Annotated in this window: 22 protein-coding genes; 11 read left to right on the forward strand and 11 right to left on the reverse strand. The window is 48.3% G+C overall.

The genetic code is table 11. The annotated features are described in order from the left end of the window. Positions 1 to 290: 290 nt before the first annotated feature. Genes lpdD through EKM89_RS01180 form a run of 3 tightly spaced genes read right to left on the reverse strand, consistent with a single transcriptional unit; the run spans position 291 to position 2,750 of the window. Positions 291 to 701 (reverse strand): prenylated flavin chaperone LpdD, encoded by a 411-nt coding sequence (lpdD, locus tag EKM89_RS01170; RefSeq protein WP_125685328.1) that lies wholly within the window; start codon positions 699 to 701, stop codon positions 291 to 293. 2 nt (positions 702 to 703) lie between these two features. Further along, on the reverse strand, positions 704 to 1,267 hold the full coding sequence (locus tag EKM89_RS01175; RefSeq protein WP_125685329.1) for a UbiX family flavin prenyltransferase: 564 nt from the start codon (positions 1,265 to 1,267) through the stop codon (positions 704 to 706). A gap of 16 nt (positions 1,268 to 1,283) precedes the next feature. After that, entirely contained in the window at positions 1,284 to 2,750 is a 1,467-nt protein-coding gene (locus tag EKM89_RS01180) for a UbiD family decarboxylase (protein WP_125685330.1), read from the reverse strand. Between the two features lie 124 nt (positions 2,751 to 2,874). Here EKM89_RS01180 and EKM89_RS01185 point away from each other — a divergent pair, with 124 nt between their 5' ends. The 5 genes from EKM89_RS01185 to EKM89_RS01205 all read left to right on the forward strand — a co-directional run bounded on the left by EKM89_RS01185 (position 2,875) and on the right by EKM89_RS01205 (position 6,328). Continuing rightward, entirely contained in the window at positions 2,875 to 3,756 is an 882-nt protein-coding gene (locus EKM89_RS01185; RefSeq protein WP_125685331.1) for a LysR family transcriptional regulator, read from the forward strand. 353 nt (positions 3,757 to 4,109) lie between these two features. Continuing rightward, positions 4,110 to 4,658 carry a DUF1697 domain-containing protein gene (locus EKM89_RS01190; RefSeq protein WP_164510465.1) on the forward strand — a complete coding sequence of 183 codons (549 nt, stop codon included), beginning with the start codon at positions 4,110 to 4,112 and terminating at the stop codon, positions 4,656 to 4,658. After that, positions 4,651 to 5,061 (forward strand): peptide deformylase, encoded by a 411-nt coding sequence (locus EKM89_RS01195; protein WP_125685333.1) that lies wholly within the window; start codon positions 4,651 to 4,653, stop codon positions 5,059 to 5,061. Before EKM89_RS01190 ends, EKM89_RS01195 begins: the two co-directional genes overlap by 8 nt. Before the next feature lie 26 nt (positions 5,062 to 5,087). Next, the gene (locus EKM89_RS01200; RefSeq protein ID WP_125685334.1) at positions 5,088 to 5,705 is read left to right on the forward strand and encodes a sugar O-acetyltransferase; all 618 of its coding nucleotides are present in this window, start codon (positions 5,088 to 5,090) and stop codon (positions 5,703 to 5,705) included. A gap of 5 nt (positions 5,706 to 5,710) precedes the next feature. Continuing rightward, positions 5,711 to 6,328: a sugar O-acetyltransferase gene (locus EKM89_RS01205; RefSeq protein ID WP_125685335.1), complete on the forward strand. Its 618-nt coding sequence runs from the start codon at positions 5,711 to 5,713 to the stop codon at positions 6,326 to 6,328. Positions 6,329 to 6,432: 104 nt separating this feature from the next. Here EKM89_RS01205 and EKM89_RS01210 read toward each other — a convergent pair whose 3' ends face one another. From EKM89_RS01210 to EKM89_RS01220, 3 genes are all read right to left on the reverse strand, one after another. Next, positions 6,433 to 6,801, reverse strand: coding sequence for a hypothetical protein (locus EKM89_RS01210; RefSeq protein WP_125685336.1), 369 nt, complete (start codon positions 6,799 to 6,801; stop codon positions 6,433 to 6,435). Between the two features lie 284 nt (positions 6,802 to 7,085). Then, entirely contained in the window at positions 7,086 to 8,492 is a 1,407-nt protein-coding gene (locus tag EKM89_RS01215; protein ID WP_125685337.1) for a subtype B tannase, read from the reverse strand. A gap of 240 nt (positions 8,493 to 8,732) precedes the next feature. Then, positions 8,733 to 9,215: a hypothetical protein gene (locus tag EKM89_RS01220; RefSeq protein WP_125685338.1), complete on the reverse strand. Its 483-nt coding sequence runs from the start codon at positions 9,213 to 9,215 to the stop codon at positions 8,733 to 8,735. 245 nt (positions 9,216 to 9,460) lie between these two features. Here EKM89_RS01220 and EKM89_RS01225 point away from each other — a divergent pair, with 245 nt between their 5' ends. From EKM89_RS01225 to EKM89_RS01235, 3 genes are all read left to right on the forward strand, one after another. After that, positions 9,461 to 10,882 (forward strand): APC family permease, encoded by a 1,422-nt coding sequence (locus EKM89_RS01225; RefSeq protein ID WP_125685339.1) that lies wholly within the window; start codon positions 9,461 to 9,463, stop codon positions 10,880 to 10,882. A 337-nt stretch (positions 10,883 to 11,219) separates the two neighbouring features. Further along, the gene (locus EKM89_RS01230; RefSeq protein WP_164510466.1) at positions 11,220 to 12,419 is read left to right on the forward strand and encodes an MrcB family domain-containing protein; all 1,200 of its coding nucleotides are present in this window, start codon (positions 11,220 to 11,222) and stop codon (positions 12,417 to 12,419) included. Between the two features lie 397 nt (positions 12,420 to 12,816). Further along, on the forward strand, positions 12,817 to 13,161 hold the full coding sequence (locus EKM89_RS01235) for an iron chaperone (RefSeq protein ID WP_125685341.1): 345 nt from the start codon (positions 12,817 to 12,819) through the stop codon (positions 13,159 to 13,161). A 189-nt stretch (positions 13,162 to 13,350) separates the two neighbouring features. Here the strand turns inward: EKM89_RS01235 and EKM89_RS01240 are convergent, their stop codons facing one another. The 3 genes from EKM89_RS01240 to EKM89_RS01250 all read right to left on the reverse strand — a co-directional run bounded on the left by EKM89_RS01240 (position 13,351) and on the right by EKM89_RS01250 (position 17,060). Next, a complete protein-coding gene (locus EKM89_RS01240) occupies positions 13,351 to 14,001 on the reverse strand; it encodes an MIP/aquaporin family protein (RefSeq protein WP_125685342.1) in 651 nt (216 codons plus the stop codon). 147 nt (positions 14,002 to 14,148) lie between these two features. Next, complete coding sequence (gene pcp, locus EKM89_RS01245) at positions 14,149 to 14,760, reverse strand: pyroglutamyl-peptidase I (RefSeq protein ID WP_125685343.1); 612 nt, start codon at positions 14,758 to 14,760, stop codon at positions 14,149 to 14,151. Positions 14,761 to 14,840: 80 nt separating this feature from the next. Next, positions 14,841 to 17,060: an alpha-galactosidase gene (locus tag EKM89_RS01250; RefSeq protein WP_125685344.1), complete on the reverse strand. Its 2,220-nt coding sequence runs from the start codon at positions 17,058 to 17,060 to the stop codon at positions 14,841 to 14,843. 316 nt (positions 17,061 to 17,376) lie between these two features. On the opposite strand from EKM89_RS01250, the gene EKM89_RS01255 reads away from it, so the two are divergent. Further along, entirely contained in the window at positions 17,377 to 18,459 is a 1,083-nt protein-coding gene (locus tag EKM89_RS01255; protein ID WP_125685345.1) for a PucR family transcriptional regulator, read from the forward strand. 24 nt (positions 18,460 to 18,483) lie between these two features. Then, positions 18,484 to 18,798 (forward strand): winged helix-turn-helix transcriptional regulator, encoded by a 315-nt coding sequence (locus EKM89_RS01260; protein ID WP_125685346.1) that lies wholly within the window; start codon positions 18,484 to 18,486, stop codon positions 18,796 to 18,798. A 154-nt stretch (positions 18,799 to 18,952) separates the two neighbouring features. Here EKM89_RS01260 and EKM89_RS01265 read toward each other — a convergent pair whose 3' ends face one another. Beyond that, on the reverse strand, positions 18,953 to 20,125 hold the full coding sequence (locus EKM89_RS01265; RefSeq protein WP_191988737.1) for an NADH-dependent flavin oxidoreductase: 1,173 nt from the start codon (positions 20,123 to 20,125) through the stop codon (positions 18,953 to 18,955). 183 nt (positions 20,126 to 20,308) lie between these two features. Here EKM89_RS01265 and EKM89_RS01270 point away from each other — a divergent pair, with 183 nt between their 5' ends. Further along, positions 20,309 to 20,851 (forward strand): TetR/AcrR family transcriptional regulator, encoded by a 543-nt coding sequence (locus EKM89_RS01270; protein ID WP_125685348.1) that lies wholly within the window; start codon positions 20,309 to 20,311, stop codon positions 20,849 to 20,851. Positions 20,852 to 21,012: 161 nt separating this feature from the next. On the opposite strand, the gene EKM89_RS01275 is transcribed toward EKM89_RS01270, so the two are convergent. Beyond that, the gene (locus EKM89_RS01275) at positions 21,013 to 22,443 is read right to left on the reverse strand and encodes a glycoside-pentoside-hexuronide (GPH):cation symporter (RefSeq protein ID WP_125685349.1); all 1,431 of its coding nucleotides are present in this window, start codon (positions 22,441 to 22,443) and stop codon (positions 21,013 to 21,015) included. Between the last annotated feature and the right edge of the window lies 1 nt (position 22,444).

Consider the following 22,444-nt stretch of genomic DNA (forward strand, 5'->3'; position numbering starts at 1 on the left):
AGTGTGCCCCACAACCAGCGGAATCTCTAGCAGTCAGAGTGCAACCGTCTCAACTAGGTTAACGGGAACAATCTCTACGGTCACAAGAGTAACGTAAATAATTTAACCTTCAACTATTAGATAGTTATACCAAAAAATCGGTGCCCCACAAATATCCGTGGTGTACCGATTTTTTTGACTATATCTACTGGTTGAAAGTTTCAAAATATCTCTTATGACTGTTCTAACAACGATATTGAGGCCAAAATTAGACGTCTTGATCTAGTCCAGCCTTTAGTTCTGGTATGTTTTTACTGCGGCTGTTCATTACTCCCGTAGTATTCCGGTGCCGGTGCGGTCACAGGGTGTTCCCGCAACCAGGTCACAATCTGTCGCCCCAGTGCCTCACCCATTGGTGCCGACGCCGCAATTTGTGCTTTGGTGATCTGGTTGACGTGGATGCCCGCTGTAATCGTGCAACTGCCGGGCAACACTGGTTGAACCACGCGAGCAATCCGTTCGCCAACAAAGTTGTCCTTGTGAAACCGACCGTTGTGGCTGGGATATTTGATGGTCCGTAACGCCGTTGCTCTCGTCAAAGTGGTCACATCGCCAATATGCGGATTACTCCCACCAGTTACCACAATCAGTAGATCCTTGCCAATCACCGTCAGGTCCGCAGTAATCGTATAATTCTCCTGTGTCACACGAAACGTTGGCATGGTTAATCTCCCTCCCAACGTTTCGCTGTTGCCAGTGGAATTCCAAAGGCGTCTAGTACCTTCATGCTCTGGTGGTCGACTAAGTCCTGAATGGTTTGTGGATGATTGTAAAAAGCGGGAATTGGTGGAATGATTTGCGCGCCTAATTTAGCCAACTTGGTCAGGTTTTCCAAATGAATCACACTCAATGGTGTCTCGCGGGGCACGATGACCAACTTACGCTGTTCCTTAATCGTCACATCGGCCGCCCTAGCCACTAAATTTTCACCAAACCCGTAGGCAATGCTGGCAACCGTCTTCATGCTGGCGGGCACGATGACCATGCCATCATTTAGAAATGAACCACTGGCAATCACGGCACCCTGGTCACGATCGCTATACACCACATCGGCTAGGCCCTTGATCTGATCCAATGTATAATCGGTCTCCAGAGCTAAGTTTTTCTTGGCCCACGCACTCATCACCAAGTGTGTTTCCACTTCCGAATTCGCCTGCAACTTTTTCAATAGGTCAATCGCGTAAATCGTCCCTGACGCGCCAGTCACGCCAATTACAATTTTTTTCATCGTCCACCCCTCCTTCTTACTTCAAATACTTCTGCCAATCCGGCACATCCATAAATTTAGCCCGAACAAACTGGTCCTTCATATCAAACGGAACAGTGCCATCGATCACTAACTTCGACGACATCCCCCGTGTTCGAATCGACTTGGGGTCATACTCTGGTCGTTCCGACGGGTCGAGCGGATGATTCCGCATCCCCGGCAAGGCCATGATATCCTGATCGGCCTGAAAGCGGGTATTCATCGTCCAAATGACATCGTTCATATCGAAAATATCGACATCTTCATCCACTAAGATGACCGTCTTTAACTCCTTAAATGCCGAAAACGCGAGCAAGGCTGCCTGCCGTTGAATCCCCTCATCAGCTTCGTCTTCCTTGTGAATTTGCATGATGGTCATCAGCTTGCCACCACCTGCTGGCGGATTATAAACGTTCAGTACCTTACCAGGAATCGCCCGGTTCGTGAGCTCCAAGATGCTAGCCTCAGTGGGAATACCAGCCATGCTAACGTGTTCTTCGGAAGGACCAATGACGCTTTGCATAATTGGCTTCTCCCGGTGGGTCACCGCCGTTACCTTAATCACTTGAAGGGCGGGATTTGCATCACCATCGTATCCCGGAAATTCAGGCATCGCCTTTCCAGTATGCGTATTGATATCCTCTTGAATTCGCTCGTTAGGCATGATGTAGCCTTCCAGAGTAAATTCGGACCGGGCGATGGCATTTTCATCGACGGTCAGTGCCGGTGTCAACCCCACAGCTTCCTGACGAATGGCACCTGCCACCCCAAGTTCGTTGTAACCAAGCGGTGTGGTTGGTGGCTCAAAGGTACAGCCAATGGTAATGGCCGGATCTAGCCCGATGTTGATTGTGATCGGCATGGGTTCATTTGCCGCCTCATATTCCTTGGCAAATGCCCCAATGTGCCGACCACCGGGCATAATATAAATTCCCAACTTGTCCTTATCTTCCAGAACCATCCGGTGAATCGTGACGTCACTCATCGTCTTAGCCTTGTTGGATCCCAAGACGACGCCCACCGTAATATAGGGGCCGGCATCCTCTGGTGTGTTGGTCGGTGCGGCCACTAATTTGCGAATATCGAAACCCGGGTCGGTGGCTTTGTGCACGACCTCATGGGCTGGTGCGTCATCAACCATAACTGGTGGAATCGGCTGTTCCACGGCGTCATTTAAAAATTGACCTAGTGTTTTCGCATCGTGGTGAAACATCAACCCAACGCGTTTACGACTAGCCATCAGTCCGGTCAATACTTTGGTCCCCGGAAATCCCTTGACGTTGTTGAACATCATGGCTGGGCCTTCTTTAGTTGGTCGCTCAACGGTCCCACCCGCACCGATATAACGATAAACACCGGAGAGCTCCGCGTTGGGATCGACTGCGACATCGGTAGCGTGATACTGGCCAGGATACGTTTTTAATTCGGCTAATACTTTTCGTAAGTCGTACGGTTCGTTTGCCATGAAATTACCTCCTGAATTGGTTTACACTGATTAGGATAGTCGTTAAATCAGTTGCAAACAATTCAAGTTTCGACTAACGTTATGCTTAACAGGAATAACAGCATTTATTAGAAAGGAGCCGCTTATGACGATCGACGATTTTGACAACTTTATCACGCTTTATCGGACTCGCAACGTTTCCGATGCCGCCGTCGCGTTGAACATTTCGCAATCGGCGCTGTCTAAGCGCCTACGCAGCTTGCAAGATGAGCTTGGCGTGGCCTTGATTTCAACCCGTAATAAGCGTCAGCTGACCATCACGGAGAGTGGCGAAGTCTTCTTCCGTTACGCCCAGACGATTACCGCGCAGGTTCACTTGTTACAAACCGAGTTGGCCGACTATCAAGAACTGCGGCGGGGTACTCTCCACATTGGTAGCGTACCGGTCATGGCACAATATGGACTGGCCAAAAAAATGCGGCATTTCATGCAAGACTTCCCCCAAATCAACCTGCGGCTGGAGGAATTGGAAGGTGCCACCCTACTGGCCAAACTACAGAACCAGGAACTCGCCGTCGGCATTCTTCGCGACGTCCAGAGCCAGCAGCTCAATCAAACTCAATTTGACGCCGTAACCCTGGCCAGCGATGAACTACAGGTCGTGTTGCCAGCAACTCATCCCCTGGCACAGCTCGCCACTATTGAGATGCGCGACCTCCAAAACATTGATGTGGTTTCGCTAAGTCCTGGGTCCGGCGTCTACGAAAAAATGACCGCCCGTTATCAGCAGGCCGGTTTTACGCCTAATATTCGTTTCACTACGCCCCACATTGAAACGCTGCTCGCCATGATTGCTCACACCTCACAGATCACTTTTCTATTTGCCAAGTCCGCCGCGCCCTTCATGACCAATGATGTTGTCTTGCGGCCCTTTGCGACACCGATGGTCAGCCACCTGCAGCTGGTCTATCCCCGTGGGACGTTGTCGCCAGCGGCAGCTCAGTTTATACGCTATCTGTCTAATTAGTCGTGCTCTCTTACTAACGATATACGAGGCGGTTTTGTAACATCATTTCTGCTATTAGTCCTATTTTGACTAACTACGTAAGCCAAGAGATCAGCAGATATTGGCTTAGTAGAACATCAAGCTTGGAGACTCGGCGTTTTCAAGGCTTCAAGTTGTGTTCGCCCCGATTCAGCCCGTATCCGTCGACTGATAAGGTGATGACCGAACGACGTTACCTAACTTTAGCCTTAGTAGCGTTGTCATAACAATCATAATAAGGGTTGTGACGCTCGCAATCTTTAGTCTGTAGAAATTACAACTAAAATGACAGCGCTTAACATGCTATACTAGAATTTAAATTGGAGGTGTGTGCTGTGAATTATCTCTTACTCTTGCGGGGCATCAACGTCGGGGGTAATCACCGCGTCCCCATGGTTGCGCTACGCAACTTACTGACTATCGCCGGCTTTACTAACGTCCGGTCATACATCAACAGTGGCAATCTCTTTTTGACTAGCAATCAGTCCGCGGCAACCTGTGAGGCCATGGTGACGTCTGTCCTGACGACCAACTTCGACTTCCCCATCGACTTTCGTCTGCTGAGCCAGCCGGACTTTCTGGCCGACTTCGCGCAAGCACCGGCTTGGTGGGGAACCGATCCCCTGTTACGACACAATGCGCTATTCAAGCTGAACACCTATGTGGCGGAAAACGACGACTGGCTCAATAGTCAAGTTACCCCCGATTACGATCAGGTGTTGGTGACGCCCACCGTGATTTTCTGGACGTCAACGCTAAAAGACAATTTCAGCCGCTCATTTTATGCCAAAATTGCTGGTACCCCATTTTATAAGCAGACCAGCGCCCGTAACTACAACACCACCACGAAACTCAAACAACTTTTGGAGGCTGCCCATGATTAAATCCGTCGTTCACGACCAAGCTCGTTTAGCACAAAAGTCCCGTCCGGCAACTAAGGCCGACGCCGCAACCATCACTGATTTACTCGACACACTTAAGGCCAATAGTGAAAATTGTGTCGGCATGGCCGCCAACATGATTGGCATCAACTTGCGAATCATCGTCGTCGATATGGGCGTGATTCCCGTCGCGATGGTCAATCCGATCATCACCAAGAAGTCCGGTACCTATGCCACTCAGGAAGGCTGTTTGTCGCTTTCCGGCGAACGGCCCACGACCCGCTATCAAAGTATCGACGTGGATTTTTTAAACCAAAACTTTCAAAAACAGCACCAGACGTTCACCGGCTTCGTCGCTCAGATCATCCAACATGAAGTTGACCATTGTAACGGTATTATTATTTAAATTTAATAGGGAGTGTTCAAAAGCAAATGATTGAAGAAGAAAAAAAGATGCTAGCTGGCAAACTATACGATGCCACTATTCCCGAGCTGGATGCCCGTCGCGTGACCGCCCACGCTCTCTGCCAAGAACTGGGACAAACGCCCGAAAAGAGCCCTCGTCGACAAGAAATTCAAGATGCGTTGTTTCCGGACAAACCTCAGGGGCTCTTCGTTCAGGGGCCAGCCTTTGTTGACTACGGAACCCATACCCACTTTGGCAAGGACGTTTACCTCAACGCTAACCTGACCATTCTGGATACCTGCGACGTCGTCATCGGCGATAATTGTATGATTGGTCCCAACGCCAGCTTCGTGACTCCCATGCACCCGCTGCTTTCGCGGGAACGCAACTTAAAGACCAGACCAGATGGCTCCCAATACGACCAGGAATACGGCAAACCATTGACCGTCGAAGCTAATTGTTGGTTGGCCAGTAACGTAACCGTCACCGGTGGCGTCACGATTGGCCATGACAGCGTGATTGGCGCTGGGAGTGTGGTCACACGTAATATTCCAGCTAACTCACTAGCAGTTGGGAATCCCTGTCGCGTGATTCGAACTATCACTGAAGAAGATTCCGTTGAACTAAAGAAGGAGCTTTACTAATAGCAATGACCGAAGAAGAAAAAATGTTGGCCGGCAAACTGTATGATCCGAGCGATGCGAAGTTAAATACACGTTTACATCTTGCCCACCGACTATCTCAGCTGTACAATCAAACGTTTGATGATGAAGATGAGAAGCGTGAGGACCTCTTGACCCAACTAGTGCCGGACCACGGCGAGGGCACCTATTTACAGGGACCTATCTTTTTTGACTATGGCTGTTACACCCATCTGGGTAAGCACTTCTACGCTAACGCTAACTTTACGGTCCTTGACTGTGGCTTGGTCACAATTGGTGATAGCTGCTGGTTCGGCCCCAATGTCACGTTGGTTACGCCAATGCACCCGTTACGTTATCAAGAACGTAACTTGCAGCCGCATGCCGACGGAACGTTATTTGATATCGAATACGACAAGCCGATCAAGATTGGTGACAACTGTTGGTTTGGTAGCAACGTCACGGTCATCGGCGGCGTCACGATTGGCAGCGGTTGTGTCATCGGTGCTGGCAGTGTTGTTACGCGTGACGTTCCAGACAACAGCCTGGCAGTCGGTAATCCTTCTCGTGTGGTCCGTGAGATTACGGCGGCGGATGCAATTAAGTTGAAATCAGAACTGTACTAAAAAAGAGGCGCTGTTGGCGCCTCTTTTTTGATTCCTAACTTTTTACTGTCAAATCGTGTCCCAAAGAACAATCGCATCGCCTAACTCCCCTTAGACACACGCTTTCACTTATGACGAGATAATTGAACCCAGTCCCAACCAATCAAGCCAAGATTAAAAATCATTAACAAAGACCATAACCAAACATACTCATTAATGGTTGGCGCAATCTTGCTGTACCAGAGGAAAGCGGACATAAAGGCAATAATACCAGCATTTACAATCAAACCCACCATTTTTAACCACCGACTGCGCGCAAAGAATGTCAGAAACACAATAACGCCTAATATCGCAACCAACCGAAGGGATCCCACTTGCCAATGGAGCTCGGCGCCCAGGCTCGTTAATGCATCTGGTACAAACGTTAAAATCAGTAAAAAGTAAATTTCACCCACGATATTTAACAGTGGCACAAACACATAGAGTCTATGCATAGCAATCCCCCCTTTTCGTTGCTTTACTCAACTGTAAAAAAGCAGCGGGTGAAAGTAAACTGAAACGCAACCTTTAAGTTATGTCACGACGCCAACTAAACGACTGCATTTGGCCCAGTTGAGATTCTACCTGTCCGATAGTTCCCGATTGTATTCAACCATCAATCGTTGACAATCTTATAGCCATTAAAATTTACGGCCTACCCGATAACGATCTCAACCTTCATTACCTTAGTCAAAAAAAGTGATCCCTGAAGTGAGGTGATCACTTTTTTAAGCTCTAATTAGCGCGGTTGACAGAGGTTATCGATCCAGGAAAAGAGTTCTGGTAAATCATAATCGCCACTATGAGGTGTGGCCCATGGAAAGGTGAAGTCAACGTCTTTCCCATTGTTCTTTAATTTAGTCGCAAGAATCATCGGAATAGCAAACGAGGTGTCACGGTCAGCGGCTCCATGGCGAATCCGCCAATGCTGGGCGATGTGACTCTGTGGTTTTAGCAGATAGGTTAACGGATCAATGGCCGCAACTAAATCAGCATCGGCCAATTGACTGGTAACCGCTGTATGGTCCTGCGCAAACGGCGTGAAATGTTTAGCAGCCACCAAGCGACTGCCGAACAAGTCTGCCTCCGGACTACTCAGATCAAGAGTATCAAAGGCTGGCACGCCCTTCATCCGGGTGATTGACCGAAGATAACGGTCCCAATTTAAATCAGTCACCTGTCCAGCGACAACCGTTACGCCGGCGTACTTGGTCACATCAACACCGGCTGTCAGGGCTTCTTGGGCTGATTGACGGAGTTGGGCGATAATGACATCCTTAAAACTACCGTTGCCTTCCGGTGTCAATGTCAACGGCCGGCCAATGTCGTCAGTAAGGTGTAACTCATTGAGATAGCCGCTAAAATCAGCTTTCAAAATTGGCGACAGTCGCCGTTCAGCCGGGGTCAATTTACCATGGACCGGTGTACAAATGCGTCGATTGTTGACTACTCGAATCTTCTGACGATGCCACTGGTAAATACCGCTAAACTCCCATTCATAGGCGGCATCGGCATGCTCTAAATTATGAATCGGGCAGTATGCGGAAACGGCAAAAACATCATCGGTTGCGGGAGCCGCGCCGAGCGCCAAAAGTGGGGTATCAAAGAAGTCGGCGTTACCGCTGGCTCCCATTAATGCTGAGGTCGCCCCGCCGGCACTGGTTCCGTTAGTGATAATCTTATCGGGATCGCCTGGAAGCCGACCGGCATTGAATTTCACGTAACGGACTGCGGCCTTCATATCCACAATAAACGCTGGGGCCTTCCCAATATATTCGCCCTGAAAATTCGTCTGGGTCCGACCACGAACACCAGCCGAAACCACAACATAGCCTTGCTTAAGGGCCTTAAGAATTGTCTCGCCACGGCTAAATGGCTGGGAATTTCTGGGATAATCCCGTGGTCCCGGCATGTAGCCACCGACTGTGTTCGGCATAAAAATCGGTGCACTCACACGATTATAGCCATTGACGTGTTGCCCATTAAAGTACGCTTCCGGGACAAAAACGTTGAGCTTCTGAATATCATCGACTGGTTGCGCTACGTAAGTCAGGCCCGTAAAATACCGATAGGTCACCGCCACGCCATCGACGGTCGTCGTGGCCGACTGATAGGTTGTGTCGTCAAATCTTAAGGGTGAGGTCATTGCCATTCCTCCATTTCATTTTCACTAGTGGCTCTACTGTAGTGGAAAACGCAGCGGGAGGCAATTGATTTGGCTAAGAAACGTGGTAGCTAAAAAGCGTGCAACCGTTGTAGACACGTGATTGGTTGCACGCAAAAAAAAAAGCGCTAAGTTTGCTGAATCATTGACTGTGAAAAGATAGGTCGTCTGCAGAACCAACTCATGCAGTGGCCACTCCCAAACCGTATTGAACGCTTATGATTAACCTGTAGATGCTGATTCATCTCGCCTGCGCCCATCAAGGACAGGATTTAACCGTTGAATTAACGTGATGACCTGCCATTGCTCTGTTGGCAAAGCCAGCCGTGGAAACCTATCGATAGGGGTGCGCATCTTAACCTGAGTGGGACGACTGAGATGATAGTCGATCACCGTATCACGCGAAATGCGGTCCTTAACACCTTGATAACCCTTCACATAACGGTCGACGCGACCATTGAATTGTACGATGTCCCCCCGCTGAAGCTGACCTAGATCACCAAATCCCTTTGTCAGATTGAACCAGAGATGATTGGCCATGAGTTTTCCACCGATTACGAGTCGAACTTCGCGCAGGAGAAGCGTTGGTTCCTCTCCGCGATACCCAGCCTTATAGCCATACCGTTCAAAGCGGCCATAAAATTGATGCCGCTCCGCCATTCCTAACTGTTCTAGTCGTTGCCGTCGTGCTGCTCGAATCTCCATTGTAAGCACCCCTCTCTACTGACTAACTCCGTAAAAAGAGTTGGAAAATTTGTGCGTTTTGAAATTAATTTGAGTTGGATTTTTCGGTTGTCGCTGGGTCGGCATCTTCGTTTTAATTGGATTGTGAATTTAGCAAACCATATTCGTTGTTGATACCGCTTACATCGTGTAGAATGAGGGAAGCTATTTCACAAGTACATAGAATTTTGACGGATGAACATCATTGACGAAAGCGAGCGATAATTATGCAAAATTTGTCCCGACACATCTCGTTTCCCCGCCTGTTGATCTTAGGCGCATCCAGCGTGATTGGCAGCAGCTGGATCTACACCAATGGTATTTTCTTCGATAAATATGGCGCGGGTGGCGAAATTTTTGGCTTTGTTCTGGCCACCTTTATTACGATTCTGGCCTCCCTCTCTTTTGCGGAACTCTCCTCGATTTTTCCGCGTAGTGGTGGGCCGGTCGTTTATAGTTATTTGGCGTTCGGTCAACGGTGGGCCTTCGCTACGGGGTGGGCAATTCTCGGTGCCTACCTGAGCGCCTTGTCCTTTTACGTTACCGCCTCTAGCATGTTATTGGCAACAATTTTTCCCCAGTTGTCGGCCGGGCCAGGCTATACGATTGCGGGTGCTCACGTCTCACTGATTGAACTGGCAATTGGGATTGCGTTTACACTCTTCATTTTCTCACTCAATATTCGTGGCACAAAATTAACCGCTGGTGTGCAGGCGGTGCTCTTCATTGGATTACTCATCCTGGGTGGCGCATTGGTCGTCACTGGATTTACGCAAGGGCGGCCATCAAATTTTTGGCCGGCATTCAGCGCAGGTAGCCAACCATTTGCTAACGTGGTCCGCTTCGTGTTGCCCGCCATGACGTTTCTGACCGGTTGGGAAGTTGTGACGATTTTGGCGGAAGAAGCGGCGATGCCACCAAAGAAGATCGGGAAAGCAGTCGTCGGCGCAATTTTGCTCGCGGCGAGCTACTACATCGTTGTGCTACTAGCCAGCGCATGGGTGTACCCGTGGCACAAAACGGCGACGTTCCCAATGGGGTCGATCACAGCATTCACGAAGGCTGGCTTCCCACTTTTGGGAATGGCGGCCTACCTGATTGCCTTTCTCGGATTATTTACCAGCTTTATCGGCCTGTTTACGGCGGCACCCCGGTTGATTTTATCACTGGCCCGTGCAGGTCTACTACCGCCAAAGTTTGCGGAGATCAGTGTCAAACGCAATACACCGATCAACGCAACGATTCTCGTGTTGGCATTTGCAATCGGCTTTGGTTGGCTAGGTAAGGGCGCAATGACGTACTTTCTGGACCTGGGCGGCTTCTTTGTGGCGATGGCTTGGGCAATTACGGCAATGGCGCTACGCCGGACACGGCGCGACTACCCAACACTGGATGCTGGCTTTCGGTTGCGCCACCTGTGGCCAAGCACGCTGGGTGGTTTACTAGCCGTAATCATCGCGATTAGCACACTATATCCTAAGTCACCGGTAGCGCTAGCGTGGCCGACAGAATATATCATGCTAGCGGTCTGGATCGGTCTGGGCCTGCTGTTCTACTGGCTGGGTCGATCGAATCATCAAGAAAAAGATCAAGCCTTACATCATTTGCTGGGTGAAACCGAATACCAACGGTTGAAAAAGAAAGCATAGGAAAACGGCCATTGCTGGGAAGCGATGGCCGTTTTTGCGTTAGTTGGTGTGATTTTGTTTTAGGAGTTAGAGAAGTTGAGCAGCACGATACTTAGCTGGAGCGGTGCCAGTCTCCTATTTCAGTCGTAAAGGCCGTCGCCGGATTTCAATTTAAGGCCGGATCACCATTCCGATTTTCAGTGGGGCCGCGTACAAATACTGGCTAATATTGTTGAAGATACATTTTAAATCTACTATTAGTCAAAATAGCAGTTGGACTAAATATGATATTTACTCATCTTTATCTTCAATGGTATAGTTTAAGTGATCACTAAACTGTCGCCTTGGAGGAATGAATTTGAAGCTTGTTAATCTGTTCAAAAGAATATCAAATGAATACGCGGTACAAAAAAAGGTATCCCGATCATTTGCCAAGAATACCTTAATTAGGGACTGCAAAAGTAGTTTGGTCGAAGCACTCTCTTTAAATAAATTGCCAACAAGTTATCATGCCAAATTTTCAGCTGGCGTTGGTAATTGGGCCGAGATCCCTTGGATTGCAATCCAAGACGATAGTATTCTAAATACAACAGCCCAGCATGGCATCTATATTGTCCTTCTGTTTACGAATGATTACAAAGGTGTCTATTTAACACTAGGCCAAGGTTGGACCTTTTTCGAGGAAAAATATAAAAATAACGATCCCCAGGATAAAATCCAATTCGTTTCAAGCTTTTTTTACAGTCGACTCCAGTCTTCGGCAAGTCTCATGCAGTTCTCTGGCCAGTGCATTTCTCTGAATCGAACGGACAATAAGTCTTCACGATTGGTTACTGGGTATGAAGACGGCACTATCCTCAGCAAATATTACGATATTTCTCAGTTAAGTGACGACAGCAATTCCGCGTTAACAAATGATCTGCTCAATATGTCTGAATGCTATCAGCAGGTACAACAGCTACTGCTTGAACCAAAAGATTATATGAAAACTGTCGATGTCATACTCGCCAACACTTCCCATCGGTCGGTCGATTACTCAACCATTGAATCAACTGATTCTCGGGTAAGTGAAGACCAGCAGCCCTATGACGTTTTACAAAAGTATGGTGTTAAACCCGATTATAACACCCTCTCACAACATGCAGCTTCATCTGGCAAACAAGGTGAAGAATACGCAATGAGTTATGAACAGAATCGGCTTGCAAAAGACCCACTACTGTCAAAGGTTCGAGACAAACTTAAACACGTTTCAAAAGAAGATGGTGATGGTCTTGGCTACGATATTCTGTCTCAGTGCATTGATCCTAAAGATCCTTCCCAAATTAAGGATCTCTATATTGAAGTTAAAACGACCTATAATCCATCAGAAACAACCCCTTTTTTCATGTCTGCTAATGAACTGAAGTTTTTCGAAACATGTAAGCATAATGGCCAATCATATGTGATCTACAGAGTCTATGGTGATTCCAGCCATCGTAAAATTAAGATACTAACACCGGAAATTATCAGCCAAGCCGATTTTAAGCCTACCAACTACCAAGTCAGTCAAAAAAGATAGGTATTGAAAAAACGCCTTTGACCATCAAATTGGTCAGAGGCACTTTTTCACCAAACAAGGACAACGTCATTGGCTAGAGACTCTTGCCGCATCTTAATTTCATTAATTCCCCATGTTTCAGTTCTCAATTAGTAGTTTTAGATTTACACCTATGTTTTAATTATACTAGAAGCTAGCGTTGCATTTAAAGCTACTATTTCAAACAAGCTTAAAATCCAAAGAGCTATCAACCTATATCATCAAAAATAACATTATTCTTTCTCACATATTTTTGATTGTAGCCCTGATATACCAACAATACTAAGCAATATAAGTTCATTTGAATTTTATGGTAGCTACAGAAAAAACTGATATAATTAATTGAATAAATCCCATCAAAAAGGAGCTCCCAAAACCCATGTCCCCCATCCAATCCTACCTCACCACCCCGGCCGATGCCGACCATCACACCGAGCTCGTCGCCATGTACGATCTGCTCAAATCACTACTTTCCGACGCGACCGAGAAGCTCAGCTACGGCATGCCCGCCTTCTATGTTGCCGGGAAGCCCGTCATTTACTTTGCTGCGGCCAAACATCACCTCGGTCTCTACCCCACGGCTTCGCCCATTGCACATTTCACTGAAGAGCTTGCCAGCTACCACACGTCCAAGGGGGCAATTCAGCTGCCTTACGACCAACCGCTCCCCAAAGAACTGATTGCCGACATTGTCGCTTTCCGCGTTCATGAAATCACTGATTGACAAAAAGGCGGCAACAGATTTCTCTAGCAACACCGAATATCATAGGATTTCAAAAATACGCGACTAGGATATAACTCAAAAAGTTGCTCCTTTCAGAATCTAACGACTCTGAAAGGAGCAACTTTTCTTTACGCTACTATGGTGTCGAAACCTGCACCCTATGTCCCACTCCGGTATTTTTTCTCTAATCTAGTCTTCGCTGCCCATCATTCGGCCAACGAATGCTGCTAAGATTGCACCAACTTCTGGCGCCAAAATATACAGCCACAGGTGCGACAGCGCGCTACCACCAGCGAAGATTGCGGGCCCAAATGACCGGGCTGGGTTCAATGAACCGCCCGTTAGATTTAGTGCCACAATAATCAAGAAAGCCAAGGTTATCCCAATCGTCAAACCGGCAAAGTCTCCGTTGCCATGACGGTCGCTGGTCACGTTTAGAATCACCAGCAGGAACAGGAACGTCACGAGTGCTTCTACCACGAAGGCTAAGCCCATAGAAATCTTGGGAAAGTCCGTTTGCCCCAATTGGTTCGTCGCTAAACCCAGTCCGCTGACAAATAATTTAATAAAGGCCGACGCCACCGTCGCCCCCAATACCTGCGCCACAATGTAGCCCGCCGCGTCCTTACCGCCAATGCGCCGATTGATCAACATAGCCGTCGTCACTGCCGGATTAAAATGTCCACCGGAAATGCCGCCAAATGCGTACGCCGACACTGTAATCGCCAGCCCAAAAGCCAGCCCAATCGTCAATGTATTCCCCGCGGCGACCGTTACAGCGCCCGTACCCAAGAAGACCAGCATAAAAGTCCCCATAAACTCTGCAGTATATTTCTGCATGATAATTCCTCCAATCTCACTTATATAAATAATTATAGAACACTTCGCTAAACGACGGTACCAATACGCAAAATGTCCCGGCAACTCGACCATTTTTGAGTGCTGACACTAAAAAACGCTCCTCCACATTGAAGAAGCGCTTCCGGCTCACTCTGTTTGCTGGACGATTGCCGTAATCGCCGCCGTGATTCCGCGCACATCGTCCGTCAACGACATCGACGGCACGTTGGGGCGTTCGGTCACCTGACTTGGCAGAAACGGAATGTGCATGAATCCCGCGTGTAACTCCGGAAACTCAGTCGCCCGCAAGTACTGAACCTGATACATAATATGATTGCACACATAAGTTCCGGCCGTCGTCGACACAGTACTTGGCAGTCCAGCCGCCCGAATCGCCGCCACCATGGCTTTGACCGGCAGTTGTGTAAAGTAAGCCGTCTCCCCATTCGTCTGAATTGGTTGGTCGACCGGTTGCTGCCCAGCGTTATCCGGAATGCGACCGTCGCTCAAATTAATGGCAACCAGTTCCGGTGTCAAGGCTGCGCGACCCCCCGCCTGACCAACGCTCAAAACCACATCCGGGTGCTCGCGAACGATAGCCGCTCGCACGACCTCTGCACACCGATTAAAGATGGTCGGAATCTCCAACTTTACAATTGTCGCCCCGGAAATCGTTGCCGGCAACTGTTCCACTGCCTCAAGCGCCGGGTTCGTCGATTCGCCACCGAACGGGTCAAAGCCCGTCACTAGAATTTTCATCGCCGCCACCTCCGCTAAATATTAGTCCCATTATACGCTAAAGAGACGACTGTAGCGCAATCGCCTCCAATTGTCACTTTTTACTTTTCAACTGCATCGATCACTAATAGCTGGGAACTGAAGTCAAATGACTCCTCGATTCCCTCCGTGCTGTCTTGTACGTGTGGGATGAAAACGCCAGCATTCATCAGCTCATCGCCGTAATAAACGTGGTCATTACCGGCAATCCGGTATTGCTGAGTCGGTAGCAATCCGCGCAAATAGAGGCGATTGTATGCTGGATTCGGATGATTCAGCACTTGATACCGCGCCGCAACTGCATGTTGACCGTTCGCACTGACGACCTGCCAACTACCGACGTTGCCATCACCCGTAAACGGACTATCCAGACGGTAGAACTTACCTTGCTGGAACAGCTCGCGATGGGCTTTGTAGAAAGCAACCTGTTTCTTGATGGCCACCTTTTCAGCAGCCGAACAGGTCGTCACGTCCAATTCGTAGCCAAGGTCACCAAAGTAAGCCACGGCCGCCCGCGTTTCAATCGGCGTGATTCGACCCATCTGATCATTCGGCACAGCCGACACATGTGCGCCCATCATTGCTTGCGGATAACCGTACGACGTGCCAAATTGAATCTTCAAACGTTCCACGGCATCTGTATCATCGCTAGTCCAGGCTTGTGGTGCGTACGCCATCATGCCTAAATCAAAACGACCACCTCCAGAAGCACAGGATTCAAACAACACATCTGGATATGTTGTCGTCAAGCGGCCATACAGTTGATAAACGCCGAGCATGTAACGGTGAGCAAATTCCAACTGCTGACCAGCTAGTAAGGTTGGGCTGTAGGCCTCCGTGATATTGCGGTTCATATCCCATTTGATGTAGTCCAGCTGGGCATCTTCAATCAGTCGGCTGATTTTACCATACAGATAGTCAACAACTTCCGGATTCGCCATGTCAATAACAAATTGATTCCGTCCGGGCGTCATTTCCCGGTGGGGTGTCTTGACTGTCCATTCCGGATGGGCGCGGTACAAGTCGCTATCGATCGAAATCATTTCCGGTTCGAACCACAATCCGAATTTCAATCCCATGTCATGAATTCTGTCGGCCAAATGGGCGATTCCATTAGGTAATTTCCGTGCATACACATCCCAGTCCCCCAAAGACGTGGTATCGTCGTTACGGTGGCCGAACCAGCCGTCATCCAGCACAAACATTTCAATTCCCAGGTTTTTGGCTTCGCTAGCAATCGCCGTCAGTTTGGCCTCATCAAATTTAAAGTAGGTCCCTTCCCAATTGTTGATCAGTACTGGCCGCGGCGTCTGGGCAAAGTGTGGGTTCACCAAGTGGTGTTGATAAAATTCACCCATTTGCTGACTCAACTGATTCAAGCCGGCAGTCGTGTAACTGAGTACGGATTCCGGCGTCTGGAACGTCGCACCAGGCGTCAACTGCCAGCCGAATTCTTCCGGATTGATGCCAGTTAAAATACGCGCCGTATCAAAGGCGTCGACCTCAACTTGGTCCAAAAAGTTCCCGGAATAAATCAGGTTAAAACCAAACGCCGACCCGTGATCTTCATCCGTTGTGGGGCGGGCCAAAATCATGGCCGGATTCTGTTGATGACTGGAAGCCCCCCGCAAACTGCCAATGCTCTGTGACCCACTATGAAGTGGTGAGCGCACCAAGTGCCGTTCACGCGCCCAGCTCCCGGAAAACTGTAACAACTCGTAATTGGCATCCGGCAAATCCAGCTGACTGCTCATGGCACGATCAAGCAATAACGTCTGCTCGCCGCCATTCGCGAAGCGTGCACTCCGCACAATAACGTCCTGATGGGGGAAAATTACATACTGCAAGTCCAGCGTTAACTGGGCCACGTCATCGTGTAACGTAAGCGTCAGTGTCTGGACATCATCACCAATCGCAAAGGTCGATGGTAGCCCATTCAGCCGCTGTTTTCCATCTGTCACTCGGTAGCTCTGATAGTGAAATTCTGAAATCCGGCTCCCATCCGGTGAAGTCACTTGAAACGCCGGATCACGATAATCTCCCTTGCCTAAGCTGGCGAACTCCTGCTTTAAAGTTTCCGGTTGAAAGTCTGGTCGATCAAGCCGCCATGCTGGAATCGCGCCGTGCTCTTCGCGAACGGTCAGATCGGGATAGTTGGCCTGGTCATGAATCCGCTGTCCATAGTACAACTGTCCCAATTCTCCGTTCTCCATGACGTGAAGAATATAACTGGTATGGTCGGTCTGCAGATGAAATTGATGCTGCTGAACTGAAATTGGCATGTTCGTTGCTCCCTTCAAAGTCGTTTTTCCGTTCTCATCGTAGCATATTATGGGACCGCTTACAGTTATGATCTACGAAAGATGGCCTCACCCACCAAATGGTCGACCGCCACACGCACTGGTTTCGATTAAAAGCCAGCTACCATTGACGTAATTTACTGCAAGTCTTTTTTTCAGTGGACATTTTGCCCTTCAAATGATAAGCTACTTTCCAGCGTGATAACACTATTGCACTAGCTATTAAGCTATAGCAGTGTGGCTAATCACCATTAACATAAAATCAAGGTGTGCACTTTGAACACTAAGGAGGCCGCTCATGGAAACTGAGACACTTTTGCTTCAAGCCATCGAATGTACGACCATCGATCAGATTACCGGTTTACTCGCTGACTACTTGAATCAGGCCGTTTTAGTGACCGATCAACACGGCCATATTATCAGTCAGGGACGATTGACCCTAACACAGGTACCGGCAGACTGGTTATCTCCCACGGACCATGCAACTGCTTACCATCAGGGGCAGTATGCGTTCATCCGTCATATCGTCAACCCTTTGGCGCTCAATAACTGGTACTTCTTTACCGCACAGGCCAAAAGTGATCCATTGATTTCCCACCAGGTTCAGTTGGCACTGCAGATTCTCAACCACTTCATTGATCGCTATGCGCTGAATCCTAATCAAGGCGAGGTCAATAACTTACTGGCAACCCTATTAGCCCATCCCACGACCACCGACGTCAGCCTCCTTCGCCGCGTCGTCGGTGGTCGTGACCGCATCGTCTGTGTGACCGCCACAGCCAAAACGACGAACCAAACTGAGTTCGTGACGGCCCTGCGCGACCTGATTACGCCGTCCCCACTGACAGAGGATTCACAACAAGAACTAATTTTCCTACTAAACGAGGCCGACCTCCCCAAGCTACGTCCACAATTAGCCCGACTGGGACAAGAATTTGATCACTACTTCTTCATCTCCGAAGCCTATCAAGATGTCGTCAAAACGCCAGAGTTCCTGCAAATTTGTCGACAAGCCAGTCACCTCGCGCACCAGTTACACACGGCAACTATCGTGAACTCTACGCAGAAGTACAACATCTACATTATTTTGTCACAGGTCAAAGATTCGTCGTTACTAAAGAACACGATGTGCGCCCAACTTCTCTTTTTGAAACAGTACGATGACGACCATCATACGGCGTTATTCGCCACCCTCTACGAATTTTTAGAAAACGATTGTCGCATCAACACGACTGCTGAACAACTGCACCTACACCGCAATAGCCTGTCTAAACGGCTCGCCAAGATTCAGGGGTTAATTGAAATCGATTTCGATAATCCGGACAAGACATTTGGCTTTCGGCTGAGCTACCGGTTATTTAACTACCTTCAGCTGCAATAATTATATCAGAAAGGATCTGGCAACATGGCATTAACACAGCTCAACCTCGGCAGCGAACTTGGCGTCGAGGTGCTCCACCAACGTTGGTACGCCCTCATCTTGTATCAACTCGATCCTCAACCCACAGATTTCATGGCGCTCCGACGCACCGTTCGTGGAATTTCAACCTTCAACCTCCTATTGCGGCTTAAACAACTCACGGACCTTGGGTTGATTGAAACGATAGCAGACGATGCTTACAGCTATCAGCTTACGGATAGTGGCTGTATGTTTCACAACATCTTACTCTCCCTGGAACATTGGGGAAACGCCACCTTAACACACGAACTTAGCCGGTAGCCAAGTGGTTGAAATGACGTGCACAATCAGAGCTGGCGGCCATTAACGTAGCTGTCACAAAAACAGCATGACTAATTTAGCCTTCAAGCCTTGAGCAGTCAAAACGGACGCCACCAAACCATTGCGGTTCGTCGACGTCCGTTATTTATAAGATCTATTTTTTAAAGACAGGATCTTCTGCATCGGCCATAGTAGGTTGGTTCAATGCTGGCACAAAACCTATGTGAGCGCCACCAGCATCCATTCCAGCTAAGAAGTCGAAGTAAGGTGACGCAATACCCAACTCATCTAAATCGGCTAGTGGCAGGGTATAGCGAATACTATCTTCAGCACCTGCTACAACTTTTTCGACCCATTGTGGCTCCCGGATACTCTCCCGACCAATAGCGACAAAGTCAATGTCGGCCGTCATGACGCGTTCAGCATCTGCTGGCGTGTCAATACTTCCAACGGAAATCAGGGGTGTCTGAGAAACTGCGCGCTGAATCTTCTTGATTACTGGTTCCTGATCATCATGATCACGCAGAGATGTCCGCCAAACATTTCCCATGGAAACGTGCAGGTAGTCCAAGCCCAAGGTATCCAACTTAGCAACCAGTTTTAGCGTATCAGCCAAGGTGATTCCGGGTTCCTCAATTTCTTCTGGCGAGAATCGGTAACCCACTGCAAATGGGCGATTGCTATTTTCCTTAACGGCGCGTTGCACTTCAGCCACGATTCGTAGCGGGAAGGTCATCCGTTTTTCAACGGAGCCACCCCACTTGTCAGTCCGGCGATTACTGTGTGGTGAGAAGAACTGTTGAATCAGATACGTATTGGCACCGTGAATTTCAACGCCATCAAATCCAGCCGCAATGGCCCGGCGCGTTGCTTCGCCAAAATCTGTGATGGTCTGTTCAATTTCGGTAGCCGTTAATGCCACTGGCGTTTCAGCCCCGGGACGTAGCGCCGCAACTGCACTGGCGGAAACGGTCTGCTGTCCCCGTAAGATAGCGGAAGTCGACATCCGACCAACACTAAAGATCTGCAAGATGGCCTTCGACCCATTCTTCTGGATAGCACGTGCTAACTTCCTCAAACCCGGAATGAACCGATCCTCGGCGGCCGACAATTGGCCTTCGAACCCCTTGCCTCGGGCATTGACGTAAGCAACTGGGGTAATAAACATTCCCACACCACCGGTATGAATGTCGGCATAGCGCAACTCTTCACGGGAAACCTCCCCGTTCTCTAATGCCATGCATTCCGTCATTGGCGGTAAAACCACTCGGTTCTTAATCTGAACACCAGATTTTAACGTCTTTGGTTGCAAAAATTGATAACTCATCACAAAAACCTCCTACACTTAACTTAAGCTTGCTTATGGTTCAACGCCCCTAACTATTCTGTACTGGTTGGGTAACGCTTACTTGTCCAATGTACCAGATACGCTTATGATAAGTAAGAGACGATTCGTGCTTTTTGTTCATTACTAAACAAAGTCTATATTCTGTCCAAAGTTGGTGAAAAAATGGATATTCGACAACAGCTTTTCAACGCCGTCTACACACTCGGCCAGCACCAGGAAATCAAGAACATAACGGTGAACGACATTCTCCAGGAAGCTAGCGTGAGTCGGGGGTCCTTTTACAAATACTTCGCTGATAAATATGATGTGATTAATTGCTACTACCAGGAATCGATGACTGAAATTTTCAAAGACTGCCATGAGTACACGTGGGAAGGGATTTTTACCAAATCCTTGACCTATCTCAAATCCCATCAGGCATTCTTCAAAATGACATTTCAAGATACCGGTCAAAACTCCTTCACTGACTTTTTCCGTAGTGAGCTAGTCCGCGAGTTTTCTAACACCATTATTATTCACAGCACGCACCAATCGCTCTCGACCGATGAGCAAAAGGCGCTCCATTTCTACGTGGACGGCTTCGTCAGCTATATTCGGCGCTGGGCACTAACCGACATGCGACAGCCCACAACTGAGTTGGGCCACGACCTCCACTTATTCATGCCGGAATTACTTTGCCGGATTCAGTTAAATCTTCGCCACTAATCACCATCGCCAGACGTTCGCGCCGTAATCTAAAAAGCTGTGACTGGGATATAACTCAAAAAGTTGCTTCTTTCAGAATCTAACGGTTCTGAAAGAAGCAACTTTTTATTTACGCCACTATGGTGTTGAAACATACGTCATATGTCCCAACTTTTTTTAACCTACTTTTTTTCTGCGTCGTCCTTGCCCCAAGTCTTTTCCAATTCAGCAACGATTTCCGCATGTTTTTCTTCGGTAATCTTAACCTTGCTCAAGAAGATAATACTCCCAATGATCACGGTCACAATGGGTGTACCAAGCATAATAGCTTTCAACGTCAACACGTTGCTAGACGTCATTGCACTAACCTTAGCATTACCAGACATGCCGGCCATCACTGCCGTCATCCCAGTGATACCAGTCACAATCGCGCCAGACAATTTATCGACCAGTGGCCGAATGGACAGAACTAACGATTCATCTCGGTGGCCCAACTTCAATTGTCCATATTCCACGATATCCGTAAAGGTCATCAGAACCACTAAGAAAATCAGTGGCTGTGGCAGGTTGAAGAGCGCACCTGCTAACAGAACTAACCAGAGATTCTTATCGGCAAATGAAAACAAACCAATGGCAACGAAGATGATGACGATACAGATGACGAAAACGTTCCGTCGTTTAAACTTTTTAGCTAACGCCGGGAACAGGGAAACGGCAAGTAGACCAATCCCCATATTCAACATCCCCAGAATGGAGAATTTTGCAGCGTCGCCCAAAACGTAAGTGAAGTAGTACAGCATTAATGAATTGGTCAGGTAGACCCCTGAACCATACAGGACGTACGCTAATGCCAGCCAAAGCAACTGATCGTTGTGGACCAGGATCCACAGTACCTTCTTAAATCCAGTTTCTTCTTTATTTTCCCGCAAACGAGAGTTAACTTCCTTAGTCCCAAATCCAATTGAAACCGCTCCCAAAAGTGCAATTATTGCAGCAACGACGGCGTACAGGAACCACCCCCGGCTATCCCCAGTACCGCCCTCGTTGGTGGCAGAAAACATTAAAATCATTGGAATAATTGTTACGGTAACAATCGTCCCCCCTAACGTAGAGCCAATCCGGGCAATCGTTGCGGTTTTTTCCCGTTCCAGTGAATCAAAAGACAGCGCTGGTAGCATGGACCACAGACCAATATCTTTGAAGGCAAAGAAGATATCCATAACAATGTAGACGAAGGTAAAGATGAATAGGTAATACATTGGCTTGCTAGTCAGGCCCCACATATCACTGAATAAGAGCATCATGGCTAAACCAGAAACAATGGTTCCGACAACGACCCAGGGCTTGAATTTTCCCCAACGGGTCTGCGTCTTGTCAATCGTATTCCCAATGAAGGGATCAATGAATAACTCAGCGACCCGAAGAACAAAGATGATGGTCGTCATGACCCCAATCATTTTATTGTTGTAGGCCGTGTCTGACGAATTAAATAAGTGATTCGTGACAAACATAATAAAGTAGCTGTTCATAACCTGGTTGAATAAGTCATGCCCAAATGCCCCAAACGCATAAGAAGTCCGGCTGACCCAACCGTGATTTGTATTGTTTTCCATA

The organism is Levilactobacillus fujinensis (genome assembly GCF_003946335.1).
Taxonomy (GTDB): Bacteria; Bacillota; Bacilli; order Lactobacillales; family Lactobacillaceae; genus Levilactobacillus; species Levilactobacillus fujinensis.